This is a genomic window from Odoribacter splanchnicus DSM 20712 (assembly GCF_000190535.1).
Classification (GTDB): Bacteria; Bacteroidota; Bacteroidia; order Bacteroidales; family Marinifilaceae; genus Odoribacter; species Odoribacter splanchnicus.
The window spans coordinates 3539523-3562843 of record NC_015160.1; the positions used below are offsets into that span (position 1 = coordinate 3539523).

Annotated in this window: 23 protein-coding genes; 13 read left to right on the top strand and 10 right to left on the bottom strand. The window is 43.0% G+C overall.

Annotated elements, in window-relative coordinates:
- Nucleotides 1-29: 29 nt before the first annotated feature.
- Nucleotides 30-599 (bottom strand): phosphoribosylglycinamide formyltransferase, encoded by a 570-nt coding sequence (purN, locus tag ODOSP_RS14935; protein WP_013613132.1) that lies wholly within the window; start codon nucleotides 597-599, stop codon nucleotides 30-32.
- Between the two features lie 173 nt (nucleotides 600-772).
- Here purN and ODOSP_RS14940 point away from each other — a divergent pair, with 173 nt between their 5' ends.
- The 3 genes from ODOSP_RS14940 to rnc are packed head-to-tail and all read left to right on the top strand — an operon-like array spanning nucleotide 773 to nucleotide 3028.
- The gene (locus ODOSP_RS14940) at nucleotides 773-1009 is read left to right on the top strand and encodes an acyl carrier protein (RefSeq protein ID WP_013613133.1); all 237 of its coding nucleotides are present in this window, start codon (nucleotides 773-775) and stop codon (nucleotides 1007-1009) included.
- Between the two features lie 15 nt (nucleotides 1010-1024).
- Nucleotides 1025-2263, top strand: a complete 1239-nt coding sequence (gene fabF, locus ODOSP_RS14945; RefSeq protein WP_013613134.1) for a beta-ketoacyl-ACP synthase II — start codon at nucleotides 1025-1027, stop codon at nucleotides 2261-2263.
- Nucleotides 2264-2287: 24 nt separating this feature from the next.
- The gene (gene rnc / locus ODOSP_RS14950; protein ID WP_013613135.1) at nucleotides 2288-3028 is read left to right on the top strand and encodes a ribonuclease III; all 741 of its coding nucleotides are present in this window, start codon (nucleotides 2288-2290) and stop codon (nucleotides 3026-3028) included.
- A gap of 53 nt (nucleotides 3029-3081) precedes the next feature.
- Here the strand turns inward: rnc and efp are convergent, their stop codons facing one another.
- The 3 genes from efp to ODOSP_RS14970 form a co-directional block, all read right to left on the bottom strand.
- Nucleotides 3082-3648, bottom strand: coding sequence for an elongation factor P (gene efp / locus ODOSP_RS14955; RefSeq protein ID WP_013613136.1), 567 nt, complete (start codon nucleotides 3646-3648; stop codon nucleotides 3082-3084).
- 318 nt (nucleotides 3649-3966) lie between these two features.
- Nucleotides 3967-4305, bottom strand: a complete 339-nt coding sequence (locus ODOSP_RS14960) for a DUF5684 domain-containing protein (RefSeq protein WP_013613137.1) — start codon at nucleotides 4303-4305, stop codon at nucleotides 3967-3969.
- Nucleotides 4306-5038: 733 nt separating this feature from the next.
- Nucleotides 5039-5740, bottom strand: a complete 702-nt coding sequence (locus ODOSP_RS14970; RefSeq protein ID WP_013613139.1) for an RDD family protein — start codon at nucleotides 5738-5740, stop codon at nucleotides 5039-5041.
- 86 nt (nucleotides 5741-5826) lie between these two features.
- Between ODOSP_RS14970 and ODOSP_RS14975 the strand changes: the two genes are divergently transcribed.
- From ODOSP_RS14975 to ODOSP_RS15000, 6 genes are read left to right on the top strand one after another with little or no spacing between them, the layout of a single operon-like run.
- Nucleotides 5827-6792, top strand: coding sequence for a stage II sporulation protein M (locus ODOSP_RS14975; RefSeq protein WP_013613140.1), 966 nt, complete (start codon nucleotides 5827-5829; stop codon nucleotides 6790-6792).
- A 24-nt stretch (nucleotides 6793-6816) separates the two neighbouring features.
- Complete coding sequence (locus ODOSP_RS14980; protein WP_013613141.1) at nucleotides 6817-7692, top strand: hypothetical protein; 876 nt, start codon at nucleotides 6817-6819, stop codon at nucleotides 7690-7692.
- Nucleotides 7676-8404: a DUF4129 domain-containing protein gene (locus ODOSP_RS14985; RefSeq protein WP_013613142.1), complete on the top strand. Its 729-nt coding sequence runs from the start codon at nucleotides 7676-7678 to the stop codon at nucleotides 8402-8404. The genes ODOSP_RS14980 and ODOSP_RS14985 overlap by 17 nt, the downstream gene beginning before the upstream one ends.
- On the top strand, nucleotides 8401-9573 hold the full coding sequence (locus ODOSP_RS18975) for a DUF4350 domain-containing protein (RefSeq protein WP_013613143.1): 1173 nt from the start codon (nucleotides 8401-8403) through the stop codon (nucleotides 9571-9573). The genes ODOSP_RS14985 and ODOSP_RS18975 overlap by 4 nt, the downstream gene beginning before the upstream one ends.
- 3 nt (nucleotides 9574-9576) lie before the next feature.
- The gene (locus ODOSP_RS14995) at nucleotides 9577-10548 is read left to right on the top strand and encodes an AAA family ATPase (RefSeq protein WP_013613144.1); all 972 of its coding nucleotides are present in this window, start codon (nucleotides 9577-9579) and stop codon (nucleotides 10546-10548) included.
- On the top strand, nucleotides 10548-11870 hold the full coding sequence (locus ODOSP_RS15000) for a DUF58 domain-containing protein (protein ID WP_013613145.1): 1323 nt from the start codon (nucleotides 10548-10550) through the stop codon (nucleotides 11868-11870). Before ODOSP_RS14995 ends, ODOSP_RS15000 begins: the two co-directional genes overlap by 1 nt.
- Here the strand turns inward: ODOSP_RS15000 and ODOSP_RS15005 are convergent.
- Together ODOSP_RS15005 and ODOSP_RS15010 are read right to left on the bottom strand one after the other, a co-directional pair.
- The gene (locus ODOSP_RS15005) at nucleotides 11867-13192 is read right to left on the bottom strand and encodes an MFS transporter (RefSeq protein ID WP_013613146.1); all 1326 of its coding nucleotides are present in this window, start codon (nucleotides 13190-13192) and stop codon (nucleotides 11867-11869) included. The genes ODOSP_RS15000 and ODOSP_RS15005 overlap by 4 nt on opposite strands.
- A 34-nt stretch (nucleotides 13193-13226) precedes the next feature.
- Nucleotides 13227-13862, bottom strand: a complete 636-nt coding sequence (locus ODOSP_RS15010; protein WP_013613147.1) for a lactate utilization protein — start codon at nucleotides 13860-13862, stop codon at nucleotides 13227-13229.
- Nucleotides 13863-14093: 231 nt separating this feature from the next.
- On the opposite strand from ODOSP_RS15010, the gene ODOSP_RS15015 reads away from it, so the two are divergent.
- Together ODOSP_RS15015 and ODOSP_RS15020 are read left to right on the top strand one after the other, a co-directional pair.
- Nucleotides 14094-15176: an OprO/OprP family phosphate-selective porin gene (locus ODOSP_RS15015; RefSeq protein ID WP_013613148.1), complete on the top strand. Its 1083-nt coding sequence runs from the start codon at nucleotides 14094-14096 to the stop codon at nucleotides 15174-15176.
- Nucleotides 15177-15285: 109 nt separating this feature from the next.
- Nucleotides 15286-15741: a DUF2059 domain-containing protein gene (locus ODOSP_RS15020; RefSeq protein ID WP_013613149.1), complete on the top strand. Its 456-nt coding sequence runs from the start codon at nucleotides 15286-15288 to the stop codon at nucleotides 15739-15741.
- Between the two features lie 850 nt (nucleotides 15742-16591).
- On the opposite strand, the gene ODOSP_RS15025 is transcribed toward ODOSP_RS15020, so the two are convergent.
- The 4 genes from ODOSP_RS15025 to ODOSP_RS15035 all read right to left on the bottom strand — a co-directional run bounded on the left by ODOSP_RS15025 (nucleotide 16592) and on the right by ODOSP_RS15035 (nucleotide 20649).
- Entirely contained in the window at nucleotides 16592-18721 is a 2130-nt protein-coding gene (locus tag ODOSP_RS15025; RefSeq protein WP_013613151.1) for a type IA DNA topoisomerase, read from the bottom strand.
- A gap of 158 nt (nucleotides 18722-18879) precedes the next feature.
- Nucleotides 18880-19527 (bottom strand): hypothetical protein, encoded by a 648-nt coding sequence (locus ODOSP_RS15030; protein WP_013613152.1) that lies wholly within the window; start codon nucleotides 19525-19527, stop codon nucleotides 18880-18882.
- A gap of 505 nt (nucleotides 19528-20032) precedes the next feature.
- On the bottom strand, nucleotides 20033-20155 hold the full coding sequence (locus ODOSP_RS20290; protein ID WP_244264131.1) for a helix-turn-helix domain-containing protein: 123 nt from the start codon (nucleotides 20153-20155) through the stop codon (nucleotides 20033-20035).
- On the bottom strand, nucleotides 20131-20649 hold the full coding sequence (locus ODOSP_RS15035; RefSeq protein WP_013613153.1) for a recombinase family protein: 519 nt from the start codon (nucleotides 20647-20649) through the stop codon (nucleotides 20131-20133). Before ODOSP_RS15035 ends, ODOSP_RS20290 begins: the two co-directional genes overlap by 25 nt.
- A 38-nt stretch (nucleotides 20650-20687) precedes the next feature.
- Between ODOSP_RS15035 and ODOSP_RS15040 the strand changes: the two genes are divergently transcribed.
- Both ODOSP_RS15040 and ODOSP_RS15045 read left to right on the top strand, forming a co-directional pair.
- Complete coding sequence (locus ODOSP_RS15040; protein ID WP_013613154.1) at nucleotides 20688-22196, top strand: lipopolysaccharide biosynthesis protein; 1509 nt, start codon at nucleotides 20688-20690, stop codon at nucleotides 22194-22196.
- Between the two features lie 6 nt (nucleotides 22197-22202).
- Complete coding sequence (locus tag ODOSP_RS15045; protein ID WP_013613155.1) at nucleotides 22203-23315, top strand: DegT/DnrJ/EryC1/StrS family aminotransferase; 1113 nt, start codon at nucleotides 22203-22205, stop codon at nucleotides 23313-23315.
- The last annotated feature ends 6 nt before the right edge of the window (nucleotides 23316-23321 follow it).

Sequence of the window (23321 nt, forward strand, 5' to 3'; positions counted from 1 at the left end):
GACTGTGATTTACAAGCTGAGATTAAAAATTATAATTTTTTCAGGGTGTCTTCGATCACCCGGGGAAAGTGACGGTATTCCAATTCATGTACCCGGGCGGCAAGGTCGTCGGGGGTGTCTGTCGGGAGCACCGGGCATTTGGCCTGAAAGATGATAGCGCCCTGGTCGTAGTGATCATTGACATAATGAATGGTGATGCCGCTTTCCTTTTCGCCGGCTGCAATAACGGCCTCGTGCACATGGTGTCCGTACATGCCTTTACCGCCATAGGCCGGAAGAAGGGCCGGATGGATGTTGACGATTTTGTTCGGCCAGGCTGCGGTGATAAAAGAGGGCATTAGCCATAAAAAGCCGGCTAATACGATAAAATCGATCTCCTGTTCCTGGAGCTGGCGGAATACTTTGTCCGGATTCCGGAACTCTTCCCGGTTGAAAACAAAAGTTGGAATACGGTATTTTTTAGCCCGTTCCAGAACATAAGCATCCGGGACATTACAAAAGACAGATTTTACGCAGAATTGCGGTTTTTGAGCAAAATATTGAATGATATTTTCAGCGTTAGAACCTGATCCTGAGGCAAATATTGCTATTTTTTTCATGGTGTAAGCATTTAAAAATCAAGACGATAAAGGTAATAAAAGTTTATTCTTGGCAAAAAATTTTTTAGTGAAAAAAATAAAGTCTAAATTTGCCATCTGAATTTAGATAATTATGCAAATCTTGTTGCATAGAGTGTTAAAGTAAAAAGAATGTCTAATTAAAATTTTAAGCTATGTCTGACATTACTGAAAGAGTACAACGGATTATTGAAGAGAAATTAGGTGTAGATGCATCAGAAGTTAAACCCGAAGCTACCTTCACAAATGATCTGGGTGCCGACTCTTTGGATACTGTTGAGCTGATTATGGAACTGGAAAAAGAATTCAATATTACTATTCCGGATGATCAAGCAGAAAAAATTGTTACTGTAGGTGATGCTATCTCTTACGTGGAAGCTAACGCAAAGTAATTTAATATTGTTTTTATGGATTTGAAACGAGTAGTAATTACAGGTCTTGGAACAATCAACCCTTTAGGTCATAATGTGCCTGAGTTTTGGGACAATTTATTGAAAGGCGTCAGTGGCGCCGGTCCTATTACTCGTTTCGATGCATCAAAATTCCGCACACAGTTTGCTTGTGAGGTGAAAAATTACGAACCGACCGAATATTTCGATAAGAAAGAAGTTCGGAAGATGGATCTTTATACTCAATTCGGTATCATCGCTGCAAGAGAGGCGCTTAAAGATTCGGGTTTGGACCTGGAAACAGCGAACAAAAAGCGGATAGGTGTAATATGGGGAGCAGGAATCGGTGGCTTGCAGACTTTTTTCGAAGAGTGTGATACTTTCTCGAAAGGAGATGGTACGCCTCGATTCAATCCTTTTTTTATACCTAAGATGATCGCTAACATGGGAGGAGCTATGATCGCTATAGAAAACGGATTGAAAGGTCCGAACTATACGACGGTCTCTGCATGTGCATCGTCGGCTCACGCTATTGTTGATGCATTGAACTTAATTCGCTTAGGAAAAGCTGATGCCATTGTTGCCGGTGGTTCTGAAGCTGCTGTCACCGTTCCTGGTGTAGGTGGTTTCAATTCGATGAAAGCCCTTTCAACCCGCAACGATGACCCGAAGACAGCTTCCCGTCCTTTCGATGCAGACCGGGATGGTTTTGTGATCGGTGAAGGTGGAGCTGCCCTGATTCTTGAAGAGTATGAACATGCTGTGGCCAGAGGTGCACATATCTATGCAGAGATTGCAGGGGGTGCCGGAAACTGCGACGCTTATCATATGACCGCTCCGGATCCGGACGGGGCCTATGAAGTGATGTTGCTGGCTCTTGAAGATGCAGGTATGAAACCCGAAGATATCGATTATATCAATGTACACGGTACTTCGACCGGGTTGGGAGATATCTCCGAACCGACAGCTATCCTGAAAGCGTTTGGCGAGCATGCTTACAAGTTGAATATCAGTTCTACGAAATCTATGACAGGTCACCTTTTGGGGGCTGCGGGTGCTGTAGAAGCGATCGCTTGTACGTTGGCTGTAAAGAATGATATTGTTCCTCCGACGATTAATTTCCATACTTTGGCTCCGGAGCTCGATCCGAAATTGAATTTTACGTTCAACGAGCCGCAAAAGAGGGAAGTGAAAGTGGCCATAAGTAATACTTTTGGCTTCGGTGGACACAATGCATGTGTCGTAATCAAAAAATAATCACATACTAAATTCTTTAGGGCTGTGATTAGGCAAATCATTCAATCCATAAGACTTTACCTGAATCGTAACGGGAAGTTTTATGGATTGTCTATTTCTCAGATCGGCTTTGTGCCCAACAATAAGAGTCTGTATCGTTTAGCTCTGCTGCATAAGTCGGCATCGAAGATGACTTCCAAAGGGGTTGTGCTCAATTACGAACGTCTGGAGTTTTTAGGAGATGCCGTTCTGGGAGCTATTGTCGCTGAATTATTGTATAAATTCTTTCCTAAAAAGGACGAAGGTTTTCTTACCCGTGTCCGTTCTAAAGTAGTCAGCCGCGAATCTTTGAATGAATTGGCCATTAATATCGGTCTGGATAAAGCTGTCGTCGCAAAATCGGATATCTCCCGGAATAAGCATATTTACGGAGATGTATTCGAAGCTTTTATCGGGGCGATGTTTCTGGATCAGGGATTCGTTAATACCAAACGGTTTATCGAGAAGTTTATCTTTCCCAATTTCTTCGATATCAAAGATCTGGTGACGATCGACACCAACTACAAAAGCCGCCTGATCGAATGGGGACAAAAAAATAAAGTCGATATCCATTTCCAGACAGACGAAGTGGCTCGCGGACGTCGTAAATTCTGTTGCACCGTGATGCTTAGCGAGGAAGAAAAAGGAAAAGGGGAAGGTACTTCCAAAAAAGAAGCCGAACAAAATGCGGCTAAAATTGTTATCGATATCTTATCGAAAGAAGCTGACGGAAATATAGAAATTTAAGATTTACGATTTACAATCGATTCTGAACGTAAATCGTAAATCGTAATTATGAATTATCTTACTCTTTCAACATAAGAGCCATCGGCTGTCGAAATCCGGATTTTTTCTCCCATTTCAATGAACAGGGGAACCATTACTTTGGCGCCGGTTTCCACTTCTGCCGGTTTCAGTGCGGTAGATGAAGCGGTATCGCCTTTCAGGCCCGGTTCGGTATAGGTCACTTCCAACACGACACTCGGCATCAACTCGACATACAACGGAGTTTCGGTATCGGCATGTACAACCATTTCTACTGCATCTCCTTCTTTCAGAAATTGAGGGGCATTGATCAGTTCTTCCGGGATGTTTACCTGTTCGAAAGTCTCGGTATGCATCATCACATAGTCTTCGCCTTCTTTATACAGGAATTGATACGGACGTCTTTCGATACGGGCCGTGTCGATTTTAACTCCAGAGGTGAATGTGTTTTCAAGTATACGGCCGGTTTTTACGTTTCTCAGCTTGGTTCTCACGAATGCCGGACCTTTACCGGGTTTTACATGCTGAAACTGTACGATTGTATATAAATCGTCTTTGAATACAATACATAGTCCGTTACGGAAATCTGCTGTTGTTGCCATTGATTCTGTATTTTTTTGATTATAATTTTATTTTGAGGTTGCAAATATAGAAAAAAGGGATCAAAATGCCAAGTGAATCGCTTATGGATTTCATTCTGAGCTGTTTGGAGAAAACTATTTTTCAATGCATCCGGGGGAATGTCGTTCGTTTGCGTTGGATTGTGTGAAATAATACTGGCTATTTTGAAAAGTGAAATAGATGTAATTTAACTAAGGAAGAGTTTTGAAATGACCCCTAAAAGTTTTGTATCCAACTTTTAGGGGTCATTCCCAAAATTTTACTTTTCTGCCAGCCTTTTTTATTATGGCTCCGAAAGATTATTGAGCGGCTACTTCATTTTGATAAGTGTAATCACCGAAACCTAAAATCGGGAAGAAAACGAAAGGTAAAAGAATCAGACCGATGGTAAAGCCGATTCCCTGACCGAATTTTTTGGCTATTTCATTGTAAAGCATGATAGCGAATACAATATTTACCAACGGAATGAAAAACATGATCACCCACCAGGCCGGTTTGGCTGCTATCTTAGTCATCAGATAGATGTTGTAAATCGGAATGATACATCCCCAACCCGGCTGCCCGGCCTTTTCAAATGTTTTCCACATGCCTGCGATGACGATCACGACAATCGCAAGATAAATAATAGAACCAATCATAATTTTTAGTTTTTAGTTATAAAAGTAATGATGCACACCTAAATCTTGATTAGATTATGCAAATATACATATTTTGGGAATCGGTTACGTCTGATTGGAATTTTTTTTGAATTTGATATCGGTATCTGATCAAAACTTAATAATTCATAAAATTTATGGTATTTATATACATGTTTATCCTAAATGTAGGTTTATTTTTTCTTTCTATTCCGATTCCGGTTTTTATACCGTCGGACCGGTTCGCCTGGAACGGTCCGGTAAGGCTTTCCTTCACTGACCGGCGGAACTCCTCGCAAGCTCGTCAGACACCACCGGTCGGGCGTTCGGAAAACCTAACCGGATCCTCGTCCCCGCTCCAATGGTCTTCCGGCATAAAACCCTCCATCTCACGGCAGAGCTAACCGGTAAAGAAAATACAAGCGGAAATTTACAACAATAGGAAGCCTGATCATCTTTTATCAAATCAAGACCGGTCTACAATTCAGTGATAACGTTAGGCGAAGGTGATCGGGATTGGAGACCATTGGAGCTCTGGCGAGTGTCGTCTTACTTTTTCTGAACGCCCGGCCGGTGGTGTCTGACGAGCCTGCGAGGAGTTCCGCCGGTCAGTGATAGAAAAAGCCAGACGACCGACAGAAGCGACCGGGTCTCCAATCCCGATCACCGGAGACGAATTAGTAACGACGAAATAAACCTACGTTTATAAGTGTAAATATGTATATAACTACCAAATTTATTTCGTCAAATGAATATAGTCCGTCAATATAGTTTGGATGAATTGTAAATTATTCATATGAGTTTCTATTCCGGTCAATTCCTTGATCTTAGCCGATAAAGGCTCCAGGAGTTTATACTCTTTGTTTTTTTCGAATTCCCGGAACACTTCCCGGACAATGGCCATGTCTTTATCCGAAAGCATAGCGATTTGGGGAAAAGTCGGCTGGTAAGATTCCGGTGTTTCGAAAAAACTGAGCCGTCTCAGATCGGTGTCCTTTTTTTCATGAATGACCGTGGTACCTGCTGCCAAATCCCCGAGACGCTGCATTTTCGAACTGATGATAATGCTCAGCATAGCAAGAATACCCATACTGGCACTGATGTCTACCAGACGCAATATCCAGCGCAACAGACAATTCCAGAAAGAGAGCTTTCGGCCGTCGAGCCGTACGACCCTTAAATGTAAAGTTAGTTTACCCAGACTCCTGCCATGAAAAAAGTATTCACAAACAAAATGGTAACACATTAAAATGACCAATAAGATAATGGCTGTCGTGGTGTTCCTGAAAATACTACTGAGGGAAGCCAGGGTGAAACAGAGTATGTATATTCCGCCTAAGAAAGCCAGGTCGATGAGGGTTGCCCCTATCCGGTTCACCAATCCTGCCGGCTGGTATGCAATATTGACGTGCTGGGCAGTACGTATAGATATATCCATATAAGTTGAATTTATATTCTATTTTATCTTGCAAACATATGTTTTTTTCTGAAAAAAATATACTTTTATGCTGTTTAACTGAGAGTATGAAAGAAGCCCGGTTTATTTCACGCAATAAAGATAAATGGAAAAATATGGAAAACGGACAGCAACCGGATGCGGAGCATTTGGCTGCTAATTTTATCGAATTGTCCGATGATCTGGCTTATGCCCGTACTTTTTATCCGGGAAGCGAGGTGGAACGCTACCTGAACCAGCTGATTGCCGGTTATCAAACCGATATCAACTCGCGGCCTGTGCGGAAAAATAAACCGATATGGTATTTTTGGAAACAAGAATTGCCTTTACTGTTGGCCAGCGAATACAAAACCTTACTTTTTGCCTTTTTCTTTTTCGTGTTGTCGGCTTTTGTCGGGGTATTTTCAGCTGCTCACGATGAGTCGTTCATCCGCTTGATTTTGGGAGATACTTATGTGAATATGACCATCGATAATATCACTTCCGGTAAACCGATGGGCGTTTATAACCAGGGAGACGAATGGGAGATGTTTTTGCGGATTACGACGAACAATATCCGGGTGTCTTTTATCGCTTTTGCTTTCGGGTTATTTTTTTCGGCCGGAACTTTGTGGATCCTTTTCTCGAACGGGATGATGATCGGTGCTTTCGAATATTTTTTCTATAAATACGGTTTATTGGCCCACTCCGTCATGTCGGTATGGGCACACGGTACTTTCGAGATTACTTCGGTTATTATTGCCGGAGCTGCCGGTCTGATTATGGGGAATAGCTTTTTGTTTCCCGGGACTTATCCCCGTTTGTTTTCTTTCAGGCGGGGAGCTGTTCGTGGGGTGAAGATCGTAGCGGGATTAGTTCCCTTTTTTATTCTGGCCGGCGTGATCGAGAGTTATATTACCCGTTATGCAGATGCTATGCCTGTCGTCGGTGCACTCTGTATCGGGATTTCGGCTGTCGGCGTGATCGGTTATTTTATCGTTTATCCTGTGATCATCGGGCGCAGACAGAAGTTGAACGAAGGAGAAATAGATTGATTGATATTTTAAATATACATGTGAATGGAAAAGATTAATTTTAATCAGGTACGTGGGTTCAGTGATTCGATTACCCTGACTTTTAATTTTATTAAACAGGAATTTAAGCCTTTGCTGAGGTCTTTTGCGGTGATTGCCCTGCCTGTTATTTTTATCGGATTGTTTTTTATGAGCTATTCGGCTCGTGAGAGCTTGATTGCGATCGTACAGCCTGATCAATACGCCGGATCGCCGCTCGATATGCTGACCAATAGCCTGTTGACCAATCTTTCGACGATGGTGATCTATTTCTGGATGGCGCTGATCGGTATCGCTTATATTCGTGTTTATCAGGATAAAGTTGCTGCGGCCGACGAGGCAAGAATCACTCCGGGAGAGGTTTGGCAAGTGATGTGGCGTAATCTGGGTAAATCCCTGTTGTGGGCGGTTATCTATTTGCTGATGGTTGTTTTCGGTACGATACTCTTTATTGCTCCCGGGGTTTATCTGGGAGTCGTTTTTGGTTTCGTATTCTATTATATGATACTGGAAAACCGGTCGATTTCGGCGGGAATGAGCGGTTCGAGAGAGTTGTTGAAGGGAAAGTGGTGGAATTTCTTCGGGTATGTGATCGTTTTACAGTTGATTGTCGGCGGGCTTTCTTATATTTTTTCCATTCCCTACCTGGTATTGACTTTTAAGACTACTTTTACCCAGCAGCTTCCTGGAATTTACGAAACGACTTTTAGTCTTTTGTTCGCAAACCTGGGACAAAGCCTGTTGCAACTGATCTCCGTGGTGGGTATTGCAGTCCGGTTCTTCACTTATCTGGAACAGAAAGAACATACCGGTCTGTTGAGTAAGATCGGACAGATCGGGAATAGGGATAAACAAATGCCGGAGCGTGAAGAAATGCATTGAATATATTGTTTTTGTCGTCGTTCTGCTTGTGGGACGGGGAGAGGGGTATGCTGCTTCGGTTTCGGCGGAGTCGGTATCGGTTTCTGGTCGGATCGCTTATCGGGAACGTACTCCCGGAGAAAACTTTTTACAACAGTACCGTGACGATCCGGCATTCGATTATTCGGTGAAACCGGTTGCCGAAACCGGTGATTGGTGGCAGAGATTGAGGTGGTGGCTCATGCAGCATATCTTCGGTAGTTACACGCATAAAGATATCGTATGGCTGGACTTGTTGCTGAAAGTGCTGGCAGGGCTGATCGTCGTTTTTGGCATTTATAAACTCGTACGCAGTAAGTTTTGGCTGACTGCAAAATCGGAACCGGACTTTCAGAAAACGATGGACCCCTGGATAGGTGAAGCCTGGAACGAACTTTCTTACCGGCAAATGCTGGAACAAGCCGTGGCGGAAAATGATTTCAAATTGGCTATACGCATTCGCTATGGAGGCCTGCTGCATTTGATGGATGAAAAAGGAATGATCCGCTGGGATGCCCATAAAACGAATAGATCCTATTACTATGAATTGAAAGATAAAGCCTTAAGGGATGATTTTGAAAAGCTCGCTTATATTTTCGATTGCGTGTGTTACGGTGATTTTGAGGTGAGTGCTTCTCTGTATGGGCAACTTGAACCGGTGTTCGACGAATTCCGGGATAAACTGAAAAAATGAAGATTAGAAATTTTGTCGGTATTGCATTATTGTTGATCTTATCACTGATCTACACCTGGTATGAGGCAAATCGTCCCCGGCCGGTAGATTGGTCCGAAACGTATTCGCCGAAGGATAAGATCCCTTACGGTACTTACATTACATACCGGAGCTTGCCTGAATTATTCCCGGATTCAAAGATCAGGACTTCGCGCTTGTCGATAGCCGAAGAGTTCGGAAGTGGGCGGGATACATCTGCCGGGACATACATTTTTGTCGGTTCGGACTATCGGATCGATGCCCTTGAATTGAAACATTTGATGCAGTGGGTAGAGAAAGGAAATGATATGTTCGTTGCCGCCGGGTGGATTGCCGACACGCTGTTGAATGCTTTATCCCTGAAGCTGGAACAGAATTTGAACCCCAGCGGCAGTAAATTGCTTTTTGCTCCCGGGCACGTATATCCGTTTTATAAAATCCGGCACGGTAGCTATTTTGTCTTGCCGGCTGATTTTAAAGGCGAACGTTTGGGGATCAGGATCGATAACGATTCCACCGATTTTATCCGCCTACCCTATGGGCGGGGACAGGTATTCCTGAATTTGAATCCCTGGGCTTTCACCAATCGCTGGGTTTTGGATAGTGTCTGTGGCGATTATTATTACAAGGCGTTGTCGTGGTTACCGGATAAAGGTCGAACAGTGATTTGGGACGCCTACCACACGTTGGGAAGGCAGGAAGCACAAACACCTTTGCGGGTGATTTTGCAATACCCTGCCTTAAAATGGGCGCTTTATCTGTTGCTGGCAGGAGCTTTGTGTTATGTGCTGTTCCGCGCACGGAGAGAACAACGTCCGATTCCGGTAATCCACCCTCCGGAAAATAAAATGCTCGAATTTATAGCTACCGTGAGTTCACTTTATTATAAACAGAAAGAACATTCGGCGATTGCTTTAAAACTGACCGACTATTTTCTGGGAGAGGTCAGGACCAGATATCAACTGGCTACCGACCGGCTGGACGAACCCTTTATCCTTGGGTTATCCGCACGCTCCGGGGTAGAGGAGGAAGATACCCGCAGACTGGTGCAGCTGATTACGAAAATCAGGACCAGCCGGCAGGTGAATGAAACCGAATTGCGTAATTTGGTACAGGGAACAGAACTTTTTAACAGGAAATTAAATCAATAAAATATGGATACTGGTTTTGAAACGAGAATAGATTTTTCAGCGTTGAATGAGAAAATTGGTTTGTTAAGAGAACAAATGGCCCGGGTGATTATCGGGCAGCGGCAAGTGGTCGATTTGTTACTGACGGCCTTGCTGGCCGACGGCCATGTTTTGATCGAAGGAGTACCCGGAGTGGCTAAAACATTGATGGCTAAGGTGTTGTCTCATTTGATCGAAGCCGGTTTCTGCCGTATTCAGTTTACCCCCGACCTGATGCCGAGTGATGTCCTCGGGACTTCGGTATTTTTACCTTCTACAGGAAAATTCGAGTTCCGGCAGGGGCCTGTATTTACCAATATTTTATTGGTGGATGAGATCAACCGCTCGCCGGCAAAGACGCAGGCTGCCCTTTTTGAAGTTATGGAAGAAAGACAGATTACCAATGATGGTGTAGAATATGCTATGGAGTTTCCATTTATGGTCGTCGCAACGCAGAATCCGGTAGAACACGAAGGCACTTATCGCCTGCCGGAAGCCCAACTCGACCGGTTTATGTTTAAAATTTTAGTGGATTATCCCAGGAAAGAAGAAGAGATTGAAGTATTGGAATTGCACGATAAAAGATCGTCCGAAAGTTGGAAAGAACAAACACCGGTAGTATCGGTCGGGGAATTGAGCTATTTACGGGAGAAAGTACATGATGTGCATGTCGACGGAAAAATAAAAGCTTTTATCGTAGATATCGTCGGTACAACCCGCGACAATGCCTGGTTGTACCTGGGTGCCTCTCCCCGGGCATCGATCGCTTTGATGAATAGTGCAAAAGCATTTGCTGCCATCAGCGGACGTGATTTTGTCGTTCCTGAGGATGTATTGTATCTGGCTGCTCCGGTATTGCGGCATCGCGTGCAGCTTTCGGCCGAGAAAGAGTTGGAAGGGGTTGTGGTGGATCAGGTCATTCAACAATTGATCGCTAAAGTCGAAATTCCCAGATAATGAAGGAACTCTTTTTGAACCGGCGTTTTTTTATGTTCCTGTGGGGTGGGGTATTCGCTTTACTGCTGACCTTCGTATTTCCTCGGGTATATCCCTGGGTAATTTGGGCTTTGGGATGCGGAGGGGGACTCGTCGTTGTGGATATCACCTTGTTGTATGGATTCGGAAAGGCATGCGGTGCACAACGTATCGTAGGGGATAAATTTTCCAACGGGGAAGAAAATCCGGTACGGATCCGGGTGGAAAACAAGTATCCTTTTGCGGTCCGGGTGCGTGTCGTAGATGAAGCGCCGGTCGAATTTCAGGAAAGAAACAACAGTTTGAATTTTTGTCTGTCCTCCCACGAACACAAAGAAGGTACTTACTTCCTCCGCCCTGTAAAACGGGGGGCTTACCGGTTCGGGCAGATCAGGGTATTCGTGACCTCCCGTTTGTCGCTGGTCGAACGCCGCTATTCCTTCGGAAAAGAAAAGGAAGTGGCGGTTTATCCTTCCTTTGTCTCTATGCGGAAATACGAATTACTGGCATTTACAGGCCGGCAGTCCGGTAACGGGATAAAACGGATACGGGTGGCCGGTATTTCCACTGCTTTCGACCAGATAAAGCCTTATATCCAGGGTGATGATCCCCGTACCGTAAATTGGAAAGCGACCGCCAAATGCAACCGGCTTATGGTCAACTCCTATACCGAAGAACGTTCACAATCCGTGTATTGCGTGATCGATAAAGGACGGACCATGCAAGCTCCTTTTCGGGGAATGACGACTTTGGATTATGCGATCAATGCCACTCTGGCCTTGGCGAATATCATTCTGAAAAAAGGAGATAAAGCCGGATTACTGACTTTCTCTGATAAAGCCGGAGCGTTGATAAAAGCAGATAACCGCCGGTTGCAGCTGAATAGCATCAGCGAGGCGCTTTATAGTCAGCAGACTTATTATCTGGAGTCGGATTTCGAGCAATTGTGCGTCACGGCTTCCCGGCAGATCCATAACCGGAGTCTGCTGATCCTTTTTACAAATTTCGATACCGTCGACGGGATGAAGCGCCGTTTGCCGGCCTTGAAAAGGTTGACGGATAACCATTTGCTGCTGATCGTTTTATTTGAAAACACAGAGATCAACCGGGTGGTGACCGAACCGGCCTTGAGCATCCGGGATATCTATTTCAAAGCTTTAGCCGGAAGTTTTATTACAGAGAAAAGGCGTATCGCCCACGAGCTGAGAAATGCCGGTATTTATACCATTCTGACCGAACCCGAAAAACTGACCGCTACGGTGATCGATGGCTATCTGGAAATGAAGGAAAGGGGACTTGTTTAAATCTGCTCTTCTGCAGCATCGATCCCCGTTGCAATTTCCTGGATAATCCCTTTCCGGATATAGACTTGCCGGGCATGTTTCCGTACCAATGGGCGGTAGTATTCGAAAATAATTCCTCCGAGAGCACAGGAAACACCTGAAATCAGGATGATAGCCGGTAAATCGGTTTGCTTTTCCAGACTGCCCAGAAACATACTCCCCACCGGAGCTATTCCGGTGAAAGTCATTGCCAGATATCCCATGACACGTCCTCTTTTATCTTCATCGGATAACGTTTGTAACAGGGTGTTGATAGAGGCTACCGTACTGATGATGGCAAATCCTGCTGGCAGGCAAATGAATGCTGCAATCCAATAAGTATCGATATACGATAGAATCATTAGGCTGATCCCCAGCAGGAAGGCCGATATCGTGACTACCTTACCCAGGCCGACTACGCTTTTGCGGGCTGCGAGGTAAAGGGCGGCCAGAAAAGAGCCCACTCCGATGCAGGATAGTAAAAATCCCAGCATTTCGCTATCTCCCTGAAGAATATCCTTGACATAAGCCGGAATAAAAGTCATGAGCGGCAAGCCGAAGAAACTAACGGCACTCATTAACAACAACAGGGCCCGTATGGGAATGTTACCGGACACATAGGAGAAACCTTCTTGTATATCTGTGAGCACATTCTGCCGGCGGTGCTGAACGGTAAAAGGAGACAGGCGTATCAGGAAGAGGGCGATGATGACTCCCAGGTAACTGATTCCGTTCAATAGAAAGCAGAGCCCTTCACCGAAGATTCCGATCAGTACTCCTCCGACTGCCGGGCCGATGAGCCGGGAACCATTGATCACAGCCGAATTGAGCGCGATGGCATTGCTGAGATGTTCTTTGGCTACCAAACTCGGATAGAAGGCTTGACGGGTGGGATTGTCCAGGGCGTTGATGCAACCGATCAGCAGGCTTAAAATCAGGATATGCCATACTTCGATCACGCCGCTCAAGGTCAGTGCTGCCATCGAAAGGGCTTGTACCATAGATAAAGATTGGGTCAGGATCAGTATTTTTTGCCGGTCGAAACGATCGACAAAAACACTCATGAGGGGGGTGACCAATAAAATCGGAATTTGGGCCATAAAAGTTACCGTTGCCAGCAAAAATACCGAACCGGTCAGGCGGTATACCAACCAGCTCATCGCAATCTGTTGCATCCAGGTCCCGGTCAGCGACACACACATCCCCGTGAAATACAACCGGAAATTACGCGTCTTCAACGATATCAGAATAGATGAAAAAGCCTTACCGTTATCCGGTAAGATCTCCCGTAATCCTCGAATCACTTTCTTTTTCTTTTAATCCCTGATTTTGTTTCGTTTAAAGCCCCAGTTCCTCTCCGATCAAAATGACTTTGATTCTGCCTGCCGGATAACTCTTTTCTGTAATTGTCCAGACGTTACAAATCCGGTCGGGGCTATTACAATCCATACATACACCGGTCTTGTGGCATGGGGTACGGAAGCCTTCATGGCGTATTGCATTTCGGGGGGCTGCAATGGTCCTGACCCGGTGCATGGCTTCCTCCAGGTTTGCGGTGATTTTATTGATACCGATGAACAATACCACATGTTTAGGCCCGAAAGTGATACCGCCGACCCGGTTACCGATCATATCCAGATTGACCAATTGACCTTTTTGTGTGAGGGCGTTGCTCCCCGTTAGAAACAGGTCGGTTAACAGAGCCTGGCGTCTCCAATAGATCTTTTGTTTCCGGCTCATACCCGGAGCGAAACTATCGATGACCGAGAGTTCCGGATTTTTTTGCAATTCATTCAAAACGCCCGTAGCCTTCATCGTTTCGGAATCGCCCCAGGAAACAGTCTCCACCTGTAGTCCCGGGAAGATATCCCGGAAAAATATCGCACTGGCTTCGGCTGTATTATGGGCAAAAAATGCTTCGAAATGGTTGTGGCGTAAAGCTGCAATAGTTTTGTCGATGATTTCTTTGTTCATATTTTGCTTACTTTTTGTCTGTTTTAACGTATACGACCGATAATTATCCGTGAATCATCGATGCTGTCCGCTGTAGTTACAAAGCCGGTAAAGAGGGTAAAAACAACCTGAAACTCTTGTAACTGAAATGATAGATTAAATGATGGACAAAGATAGGGATTTACTCTTTTTATCTGGAATTTGTTTGTTAATATTTCATTTTATAATTTTACACTCTTAATAACATCGATTATGAAAAGATTGCTCACACATTTAGGTCTTCGGTTTTTTCTGCTTTTTTCCTGTATTTTTCTTTCCTCGTTTTTTATTTCACTTTCTGCTCAGGAGTTTGTAAAAGGGGGGGCGAATGGTTTCGAATGGCGGTTGATAGGCCGTGTATTTTTTGACGGAGGGTATTTTTTTAACGATACCACCGATTTAGGTAGTAGTTTTCAGGTGAACGATATCCGTTTAGGGACCCAGATTCGTTTTCTGGAGCACTGGGAAGCTAAAATAGAATTGGGGTATGGAGACAGTAAGATCAGTATGAAGGATATTTTCCTGACTTACAAATTCGGTGAACAGGCTGTCCGGGTCGGTTATCAATATGAGCCTTTCGGAAATTCCCGGAAATTGGGGGTAGGCTACAGCTATAATCACCAATGGTTTAATTTTATGGGAGGTATATACAGCGACGGAGATGTACAGAAGTCCAAGTCGCTGGATCAGGGCTATTCCCTGGCGGCGAAACTGATCGGCCGGCCTCTGTTGAAAGATAAGAAACTTGTCCATCTTTCTGTCGCACCCCGGTTCAGTAGCGGACAGGAAACGATCACTTTCAATGCCGGTATACCGACCGATTTGTTGACGAAAGACGATAATTCGTATGTAGAGGCAAAAGTGGATCAGGTGATTAATCAATGGAAGCTCGACCTCGAAATGATTTTACTCTACAATAAATGGTATTTCCAGGGGCAATATTTTCTGGCACACCTGAATCGTTTTCAGGCCGGTAATTACAATGGCAAAGGATGGTACGGTCAGATCGGATACATGATTCTGGGAGCAAAGCATAATTATAATGCTGCTACCGGTATGATCGTCAATCCTGCTCCCAAAAGCCTTGAAGTGTTATGCCGCTATAATATGATCGACCTGAATGATGCCGGTATCCGGGGAGGGAGACTGACGGATATTTCTTTGGGAATGAATTATTTTATCAATAAATATGTAGCAGCAAAAATCAATTATACCCATATGATGGTCGGAAATAGTTCGCCCAAGGGAGGTGATGATTTCGACCTGATTCAGGCCCGGCTGCAATTTTCATTTTAGTTTGCAGACGATAAAAATTTCCTTACCTTAGACCGGTCGGAAAAGTCCATAAATTTTCCGGATCGGATGGGCTTATTCTGTCGGAACCGATAGATTTAATTTTAATAATATGAAAAAGATTCTGGTAAGTTTAGCCGTATTGTGGTGTGTGGCACTCGGTGTACAGGCACAGGATAATCAGGAGTATGAGAAGCAAGTTGCCAAGATGTTGGAAATGACTCATACCATGGATGCCATGAAACAAATCTTCCCTCAGATGACAGCTATGTTAAAGCAGCAGTTGCCTCAGGCTCCCGATGAATTTTGGAAAGAGCTGGATGCTTCTATGAATGGGATGTATGACAAGATGATCAAGGCGGTGATCCCGGTGTATAAAAAATACCTTACGCTGGATGATCTGAAAGAGATCATCAAGTTTTATGAAACTCCGGTAGGAAAGAAATTGTCTGAAATGAATCCCAAAGCGACAGCCGAAATATTACCTATCGCCCAACAGATCGGGATGCAGACGATGCAGGAACTGATGCAGAAAGCACAGGAAAAAGGGTATTTGAAACAACAATAAAAAGGGATTCCGACAAGTCGAATTTTCGACTTGTTGGGATTAGTGTCCCATGTAGGGATATACATGGGTATAGGGCTGATTGGCGGGACTTTCGGTTCCGGATTTTAAGCTATTTATTAAAGCTGATCAGCGTGTTCAAAGAATGTACTGATAGATCAGTTGTCGGTCTGTTTACGGCAGAGTGGGCCTTTCTTTCATTAATAGCCCGTTTCCTGTTCTAAAGGCGGGTATCTTATTTTTCTTTTTATACGGTAGTTTTTAGATATAGACCGTTTTCTCTGTTTTTTATTCAATATACCGATCCGAAAGCGGGCCATTAGGGGATTTCTGTTTTGGGAATATATTTATTTAATCTTTTCGGATAACATAAACTTTATCTAAAACTGTATATTTGTTTGTATCTTTTTCTTAATGAATATCGATAAATATTTTTATTATTGATAATTATGTTTAAATTCGTATCGATTAACCTAAAAACTTAAATTTATGAAGCAAAGTTTTTTATTCAGTGTATTCTGTTTCATTTACCATCTTCCCTATTTTAAATAAGATTGAAATAAAGAGTAATAATAAGTGTTATTAAAAGGAGGATAGCGATTATTATTTTGATTGTTTTATTTGTCAAAAATGTTGATGTCAATGAAATGATCAATACAGATGAAAGAATCCATTTTCCTTTTTCTGTCCAAGAGGTAGCTAATAGAATGATTATTATTGTAGCGATGACTAAATAATCTATAATTCCCCATTTTTTTTTCATAGTCCTGAAATATTATAAGGTATACATCCAACCCCGGAAAGTTAATAATAAGTTGTTGTTATAAAAAGTGTGTATACGTTTTTTGTAATATTATATCTTGTCGACTATAATGTTTTTATTTTCATCCAGGCGGATCATTCCGTTAAACGGGTTGCCTTTCGGATCCTTGAAACCGGATATTTTGCCGGTTTGGCCTTTTTGTATTAATGTATCTACTTGTTTTTGGGTGAGTTTCTTGCCTTGTATTTCCATCGGAATCAGAAAATCACAGGATTTCCGGTATAGGGTACATCCCCAGGCGGTTTTTCCCTTCACAATTTCTCCTTGTCCGCATTTGGGGCATTTCAATACAACTGCAATTTTTTCTCCGTTCTCCTTTTTCCCTTTTCCTTTCTCCCTTTCTTTTTTAGTTTTCTTGTCTTCCCCGTCTTTTTCCTCCGGTGTTTCTACAGTGATCGTTTTCGCTGAAGAATAACGTACAAAATGGACGATTTCGTTTACCATCGCCTTCAATTCTTCCATGAAGTCGGCCACCTGATAGGTACCGTCTTCGATCATACGCAACTTCTTTTCCCATTGTCCCGTCAGTTCTGCGGATTTCAGAAGGTCGTTCTGAATGGTGTCGATAAGCTCTATGCCTGTCGTTGTTGCTAAAATCCGTTTTTTGTCTTTGCGGATGTATTGCCGTTTAAACAACGTTTCGATGATATTTGCGCGGGTAGAAGGGCGTCCGATTCCGTTTTCTTTCATCAGATCCCGCAGTTCTTCGTCTTCCACTTGTTTCCCGGCAGTTTCCATGGCCCTCAATAAATCGGCTTCCGTATAGTATTTAGGGGGCTGAGTTTGTTTTTCCTGGATTTCGGGGGTATGCGGGCCGTGTTCTCCTTTTTCGTAAACCGGTAGTACGTTTTCTTCGTTTTGTTTGTCTGTATTATTGCCGAATACCACCCGCCACGCCGGATCGATGATTTGTTTTCCGGTGGCTTTGAAGTCTTCGTCGCCAATTCTGGCCATAACGGTTGTATTGGCTATTTCGCAGTCCGGATAGAAGACGGCAATGAAACGGCGGGCTACCAGATCATATACCCGCTTTTCCTCGGGAGACATATCGTAACTGAATACACCGGTAGGAATGATGGCATGGTGATCCGTAATTTTTTTGTCATTGAAGACTTTGGCTGACTTCCGTATTTTTCCTCCCGATAAGATCGGCTGTGTTAAAGCCTCATAAGGTTTCAGGCCCTGAAGTATTTTGGGGACTTTGGCATATTGGTCGTTCGGTAAAAAGTTGGTATCCACACGGGGATAGGTGGTCAGCTTTTTCTCGTAAAGCGACTGTATGATTTTTAAGGTATTTTCGGCTGTATAGGCGAATTTCCGGTTACATTCCACCTGCAATAGAGTCAGGTCGAACAGTTTCGGCGGATGTTCCATGGCCTTTTTCCGCTCGATACTGAGAATTTCCAGTTCGAGTGGAGTGATCTTTTCCAGAAGGGCTTCGGCTTCCTCTTTTTTATTGAACCGTCCGCGCAAACAGGAGAAAAGTCCTTCCCGGTAATTCGTCCGTATTTCCCAATAAGTTTCCGGTTTAAAGTTCTCGATCGCTTTTTGTCGTTCGACGACCAGGGCCAGGGTAGGGGTCTGCACTCGTCCGATCGAGAGTACGTTTTTTCCTGTCCCGTATTTCAACGTATAAGCCCGCGTGGCATTCATCCCTAACAGCCAGTCGCCGATAGCCCGTGCAGAACCGGCCGCATAGAGAGTATCGAAATCTTGCGATTCCATGAGTTTTTCGAATCCTTCCCGGATGGCTTCTTCTGTCAGCGAAGAAATCCAAAGGCGTTTGATAGGTACCCCGCATTTGGCTTTGGTCAATACCCAGCGTTGAATCAGTTCTCCTTCCTGGCCGGCATCCCCGCAATTGATCACCATTTCAGCTTTCGAGACCAGCTCCTCGATAACGGCAAATTGTTTTTTTATTCCCTCATCTTCGATCAGACGGATCCTGAATTTCGAGGGGATCATCGGCAATACCCCTAAATTCCATTTTTGCCATTTCTCCGTATATTCTCCCGGTTCTTGCAGGGTACATAAGTGTCCGAATGTCCAGGTAACACAATATCCATTCCCTTCCAGATATCCGTTCCGCCGGGTCGTAGCTCCCAGAATATTCGCGATTTCTTTGGCAACACTTGGTTTCTCTGCAATACACATTTTCATAATTCCGCACGACTTGATTCTGCTACAAAGATAATGTAAACCGAAAGCAAAGCCAAGTTTACTTGAACTTTGCTGAGATGTAGCTTATTTTATCGAATGATAATGCAAACCGGGTGCAGAACGAAACGAATTCGTTCATTTCTTCCGTCAGGGGAGACTTATGTTTCTTTTGCCACTGTTCCCAGAAAACGACTTTCCGAAAAAATGTTCCGGTATTTATTTTTGAAAAAAGCAAATAAATGGATCTCTTTACCTCTTTCGGCCGGGAGAGTAAAGGTATATGCTCCTGTAGCCCGTATGGTTTCAAAACCTTCCAGCCAATATATCTCACCGTCGTCTACCCTGGTTTTATCGTAAATGGCTATTTGTAATAAGTCGTCGTCGAAACCCTGATTTTTATACCCGGGATTCCATTCCAGGCGAATAAGATCCGGAGTGGTATATTGCATTCCGAAATAATCCGGGATATAAAGCGGCCCGTAACATATCTTCAGGCCTGAAAATTCGGTAATTTCTCCTGTCTCCGTAAAGCTATGGATATTCTCTTTTATAAAAAGGTTATATCCGCTTATGTTTTGTCCATGCGTAGCATCGCTCCAGGTCATATACATCGGCATTTCCAGTTTATGATAAAATGAAGCCGCCCCTTTAAACCTGTTTTTCTGTGCTTTTTGCTTACTACTTTTCGATTTTCTATACCGTCCCGTTTTGCTCCTTATTCTCAGCTGTCCGTTTACTTCATAAAGGATAACATTTCCGAAACTTCCTTTCAGCTGATTTAATAAGTTAGATCTTGCAGTACCCATAGCCTGTTTTTTTAGTTTGAAAATGAATCAATTTCCCGATAACAGCGATTCCCCGGAGATCCCTTTGAGTATCAGCTTCCATGAAATTAACTAAAAAATGATTAAAATCCAAATAAAAACTGGATTAAAGCTTATTTATTTAGTTATTAATCTGGTAATAAATAGGATTTGTACTGGATTTAATCTGGATTTATCTATACACATATCCTGCTTTGTCCTATGTGGTTAGCATCCTCCGATAGTTATAACTATATAATAAAAAAGGTCCAATTAAATCAGAATTTAATTGGACCTTTTAAGGCAAATTATTTCACTGAATTTATTTAAACTAAACTCAGGGTAAATATAGTTTACTACTTGATTTCTATATGATTATCTTTTAGAAAAGGAACCGATTAGGAACGCTCCGCGGTCCTCAGTGTCATATTTCTACTGAAGAACCGTCTTATTTTCAGCCACAAAAATAGCCTTTTATTTTTCCACTACAAAGGAAAAAAATGCCTTTTCAGTTTTTAGAGAAAGATCTCAGGGGAATATTTTCCAGTTGAAGGTACTTATAAAGTGTGCTTTTACTCTTAATTTCAATTTGTTGGCATATTTGTTTTACAGCAAATCCTTTTTGATACAAGAGAGCTGCTTTTTTACTTTTTGCTGGGTTTCCGGATTCAAGCCCTGAGGTCTTCCGAATTTTTTTCCTCTTTTCCGGGCTGCTTCCCGTCCTTCACGAGTCCTTTCCATAATCACATTCCGTTCGAATTCTGCCAGAGCCGCAAAAATATGCATCGTAAATTTCCCCATATAATCGGTCGTATCAATATTATCCTTGACCGAACGAATCCGTATGTTTTTACTTTCCAGCTCCGAACATATCCGGACAATTTCAGACAGGCTACGGGCCAAACGATCTAATTTATAAACAACTAATACATCACCTTCACGTAATAGTGAAAGGCAATGTTCCAGTTCCGGACGTTTTTTTACCCCGGAAATTTTCTCGCAAAATATTTGTACGCAATCCTGACGCTGTAACACATCCAATTGCATATCCAGATTCTGGTCACGCGTACTCACCCTGGCGTAACCGATGATCCTTCCCTGGAACTCTTTGTTAATAATCGTCATTTCCTCCCAATAATAAAAAACTTTTCACAAAAATATAAATGTTATCCGAATTGTTAAAAGTCCAATTAAATTCTGATTTAATTAGATTAATATGTTTTATTAATTATTTGATTGTATTGTCATCGCTAAAACAAAAAACGCTTTCAGGAGTCCTTTGGAGTTGTGTTGAACGCTTTTCGGTTCAAGGTATTCAGTTTGTCATTATGGTCATAATGGCTAGAATACTTTTGCCTTCTGATTATGGGATGATCGGAATGCTCGCCATATTTATCGCCATAGCACAAACGTTGATAGACAGTGGTTTCTCCAATGCTTTAATTCAGAAAAAAGATAGATCAGAAATTGATTATTCTACTGTATTTTATTTTAATATAGCTGTAGGAATTGTCCTTTACTTTATTCTGTTTTTTTCCTCTCCTTTAATAGCGAGATTTTATAACACGCCCGAACTGACAGGATTAACACGTGTATTAGCCTTGAATCTGTTTATAAATTCTTTAGCTGTCGTTCAACGGGCTATATTGTCTATAAAAATAGATTTTAAGACTCAGGCAAAGGCTTCTTTTAGTGCTGCGATAATATCAGGCATCGTCGGCATAGTCATGGCATATACCGGTTTCGGAGTATGGTCACTTGCTGTTCAGACTGTTTTAAATGCTTTCGTGAATACAGTTTTATTATGGATTTTTTCAAAGTGGATTCCTTTGAAAGTTTTTTCTTTTGAATCTTTCAAAAAACTATTCACTTTTGGTTCCAAACTATTGGCTTCCGGATTATTAGATACAATTTACCGGAATATTTATACTATCGTTATCGGTAAAAAATTTGCTTCCACTGATTTGGGTTATTTTACCCGGGCAGATCAGTTTGCACAATTCCCATCCTCTAATTTAACCGGAATTATTCAACGCGTAACTTTCCCTGTATTAAGTGAAATTCAGGATGATGATGAACGTTTGGCACACGCTTACCGAAAATTTTTAAGATTGTCTGCGTACATGATTTTTCCGTTAATGACAGGATTAGCAGCTGTTGCATATCCATTCATTAATTGCTTATTGACGGAAAAGTGGACCTTTACAGCTTTATTGCTACAAATTCTGTGTTTCTCTTATATGTGGTATCCCGTTCATGCCATTAATCTGAATTTGTTACAAGTGAAAGGACGTTCAGACCTATTTCTGAAATTGGAGATTTATAAAAAAATAATGGGAATAGTTGTGTTAGGTGTTACCATTCCTTTGGGATTGGTGGCAATGTGTTGGGGAACCATTATCGCTTCTTTATTTAGCTTAGTGATAAATACCTATTATACGGGGAAACTGATACACGTCGGTTTATTTAAGCAATTACGGGATTTAAGTCCGGCATTATTCTATTCTTTGACGATGGCGATTGTCGTTTATCTGACTACTTGTTTGTTTGCCGATCAATTGCTACAGCTTTTAATTGGTATTATTACAGGGATAATTTACTATCTTCTTGTTTCTTATGCGACAAAATCCCAGGACCTTAAAGAATTTCTTTTACTGATAAAAAGGAAATAATCTATCATGGATAATGAAAAGCAAATCACGGTAACAAGTCCTTTGTTACCGCCTTTGGACGAATTGATACCCTGCTTGCGTGACATTTGGGAGAGGAAATGGTTGACGAATAACGGGCATTACCATCAGCTGTTGGAAAAGGCTTTGGCTGAATATTTGAAAGTGCCTTATATCAGTTTGTTCACCAACGGGACATTGCCTTTGATTACGGCATTGCAGGCGTTGCGGATTACCGGGGAAGTGATAACGACACCTTACAGTTTTGTGGCAACAACACATTCGCTGTGGTGGAATGGGATTAAGCCGGTATTTGTAGATATAGAACCGGAGACATGCAATATCGATCCGGAGAAAATCGAGGCGGCGATTACGCCAAAAACGACGGCAATAATGCCTGTTCATGTATATGGAAAACCTTGTGATACTGTTCGGATACAAGAGATTGCAGACAAATATGGTTTGAAGGTGATTTATGATGCAGCTCATGCGTTTGGTGTGGAAGTAAATGGAAACTCCGTATTGGAAGCCGGTGATATGTCGACGTTGAGTTTTCATGCGACGAAGGTGTACAACACGGTGGAAGGGGGAGCATTGGTGTGTCATGACGGGCAGACAAAACAACGAATAGATTATTTGAAGAATTTCGGTTTTGCAGGAGAAACGACCGTGATTGCTCCGGGTATCAACGGGAAGATGGACGAGGTGCGGGCTGCGTACGGACTGCTGAATTTGAAACAGGTGGATGCGGCCATTGAAGCACGGAGACAGGTGGCGGTGAGGTATCGGGAGGAATTGAAAGATGTGCCGGGTATCCGGGTAATGGAGGATATGCCGGGTGTGCGGCATAATTACTCTTATTTTCCGATTTTCGTGAATGCAGAACGGTATGGGATGACGCGGGATGAATTGTATACGCGGATGAAGGAAAGGAATGTCTTGGGGCGGCGCTATTTTTACCCGTTGATCAGTGAGTTCTCGACTTACCGCGGTCTGGAATCCGCGAGGCCGGAGAATCTGCCTGTAGCGCACAAGGTGGCGGACAGCGTGATTTGTTTGCCGATGTATAGCGGTTTGGAGCGGGAAGAGGCGGAAAGAGTGTTGGATTGTATAGTAAAATGATGGGTG

What these genes read in the sequence shown, in the direction of transcription:
- purN (WP_013613132.1), bottom strand. Translation starts at nt 599, where the DNA reads ATGAAAAAAATAGCAATATTTGCCTCAGGATCAGGTTCTAACGCTGAA.
- ODOSP_RS14940 (WP_013613133.1), top strand. Translation starts at nt 773, where the DNA reads ATGTCTGACATTACTGAAAGAGTACAACGGATTATTGAAGAGAAATTA.
- fabF (WP_013613134.1), top strand. Translation starts at nt 1,025, where the DNA reads ATGGATTTGAAACGAGTAGTAATTACAGGTCTTGGAACAATCAACCCT.
- efp (WP_013613136.1), bottom strand. Translation starts at nt 3,648, where the DNA reads ATGGCAACAACAGCAGATTTCCGTAACGGACTATGTATTGTATTCAAA.
- ODOSP_RS14960 (WP_013613137.1), bottom strand. Translation starts at nt 4,305, where the DNA reads ATGATTGGTTCTATTATTTATCTTGCGATTGTCGTGATCGTCATCGCA.
- ODOSP_RS14970 (WP_013613139.1), bottom strand. Translation starts at nt 5,740, where the DNA reads ATGGATATATCTATACGTACTGCCCAGCACGTCAATATTGCATACCAG.
- ODOSP_RS14975 (WP_013613140.1), top strand. Translation starts at nt 5,827, where the DNA reads ATGAAAGAAGCCCGGTTTATTTCACGCAATAAAGATAAATGGAAAAAT.
- ODOSP_RS14980 (WP_013613141.1), top strand. Translation starts at nt 6,817, where the DNA reads ATGGAAAAGATTAATTTTAATCAGGTACGTGGGTTCAGTGATTCGATT.
- ODOSP_RS18975 (WP_013613143.1), top strand. Translation starts at nt 8,401, where the DNA reads ATGAAGATTAGAAATTTTGTCGGTATTGCATTATTGTTGATCTTATCA.
- ODOSP_RS14995 (WP_013613144.1), top strand. Translation starts at nt 9,577, where the DNA reads ATGGATACTGGTTTTGAAACGAGAATAGATTTTTCAGCGTTGAATGAG.
- ODOSP_RS15000 (WP_013613145.1), top strand. Translation starts at nt 10,548, where the DNA reads ATGAAGGAACTCTTTTTGAACCGGCGTTTTTTTATGTTCCTGTGGGGT.
- ODOSP_RS15010 (WP_013613147.1), bottom strand. Translation starts at nt 13,862, where the DNA reads ATGAACAAAGAAATCATCGACAAAACTATTGCAGCTTTACGCCACAAC.
- ODOSP_RS15015 (WP_013613148.1), top strand. Translation starts at nt 14,094, where the DNA reads ATGAAAAGATTGCTCACACATTTAGGTCTTCGGTTTTTTCTGCTTTTT.
- ODOSP_RS15020 (WP_013613149.1), top strand. Translation starts at nt 15,286, where the DNA reads ATGAAAAAGATTCTGGTAAGTTTAGCCGTATTGTGGTGTGTGGCACTC.
- ODOSP_RS15025 (WP_013613151.1), bottom strand. Translation starts at nt 18,721, where the DNA reads ATGAAAATGTGTATTGCAGAGAAACCAAGTGTTGCCAAAGAAATCGCG.
- ODOSP_RS15030 (WP_013613152.1), bottom strand. Translation starts at nt 19,527, where the DNA reads ATGGGTACTGCAAGATCTAACTTATTAAATCAGCTGAAAGGAAGTTTC.
- ODOSP_RS15035 (WP_013613153.1), bottom strand. Translation starts at nt 20,649, where the DNA reads ATGACGATTATTAACAAAGAGTTCCAGGGAAGGATCATCGGTTACGCC.
- ODOSP_RS15040 (WP_013613154.1), top strand. Translation starts at nt 20,688, where the DNA reads ATGTTATCCGAATTGTTAAAAGTCCAATTAAATTCTGATTTAATTAGA.
- ODOSP_RS15045 (WP_013613155.1), top strand. Translation starts at nt 22,203, where the DNA reads ATGGATAATGAAAAGCAAATCACGGTAACAAGTCCTTTGTTACCGCCT.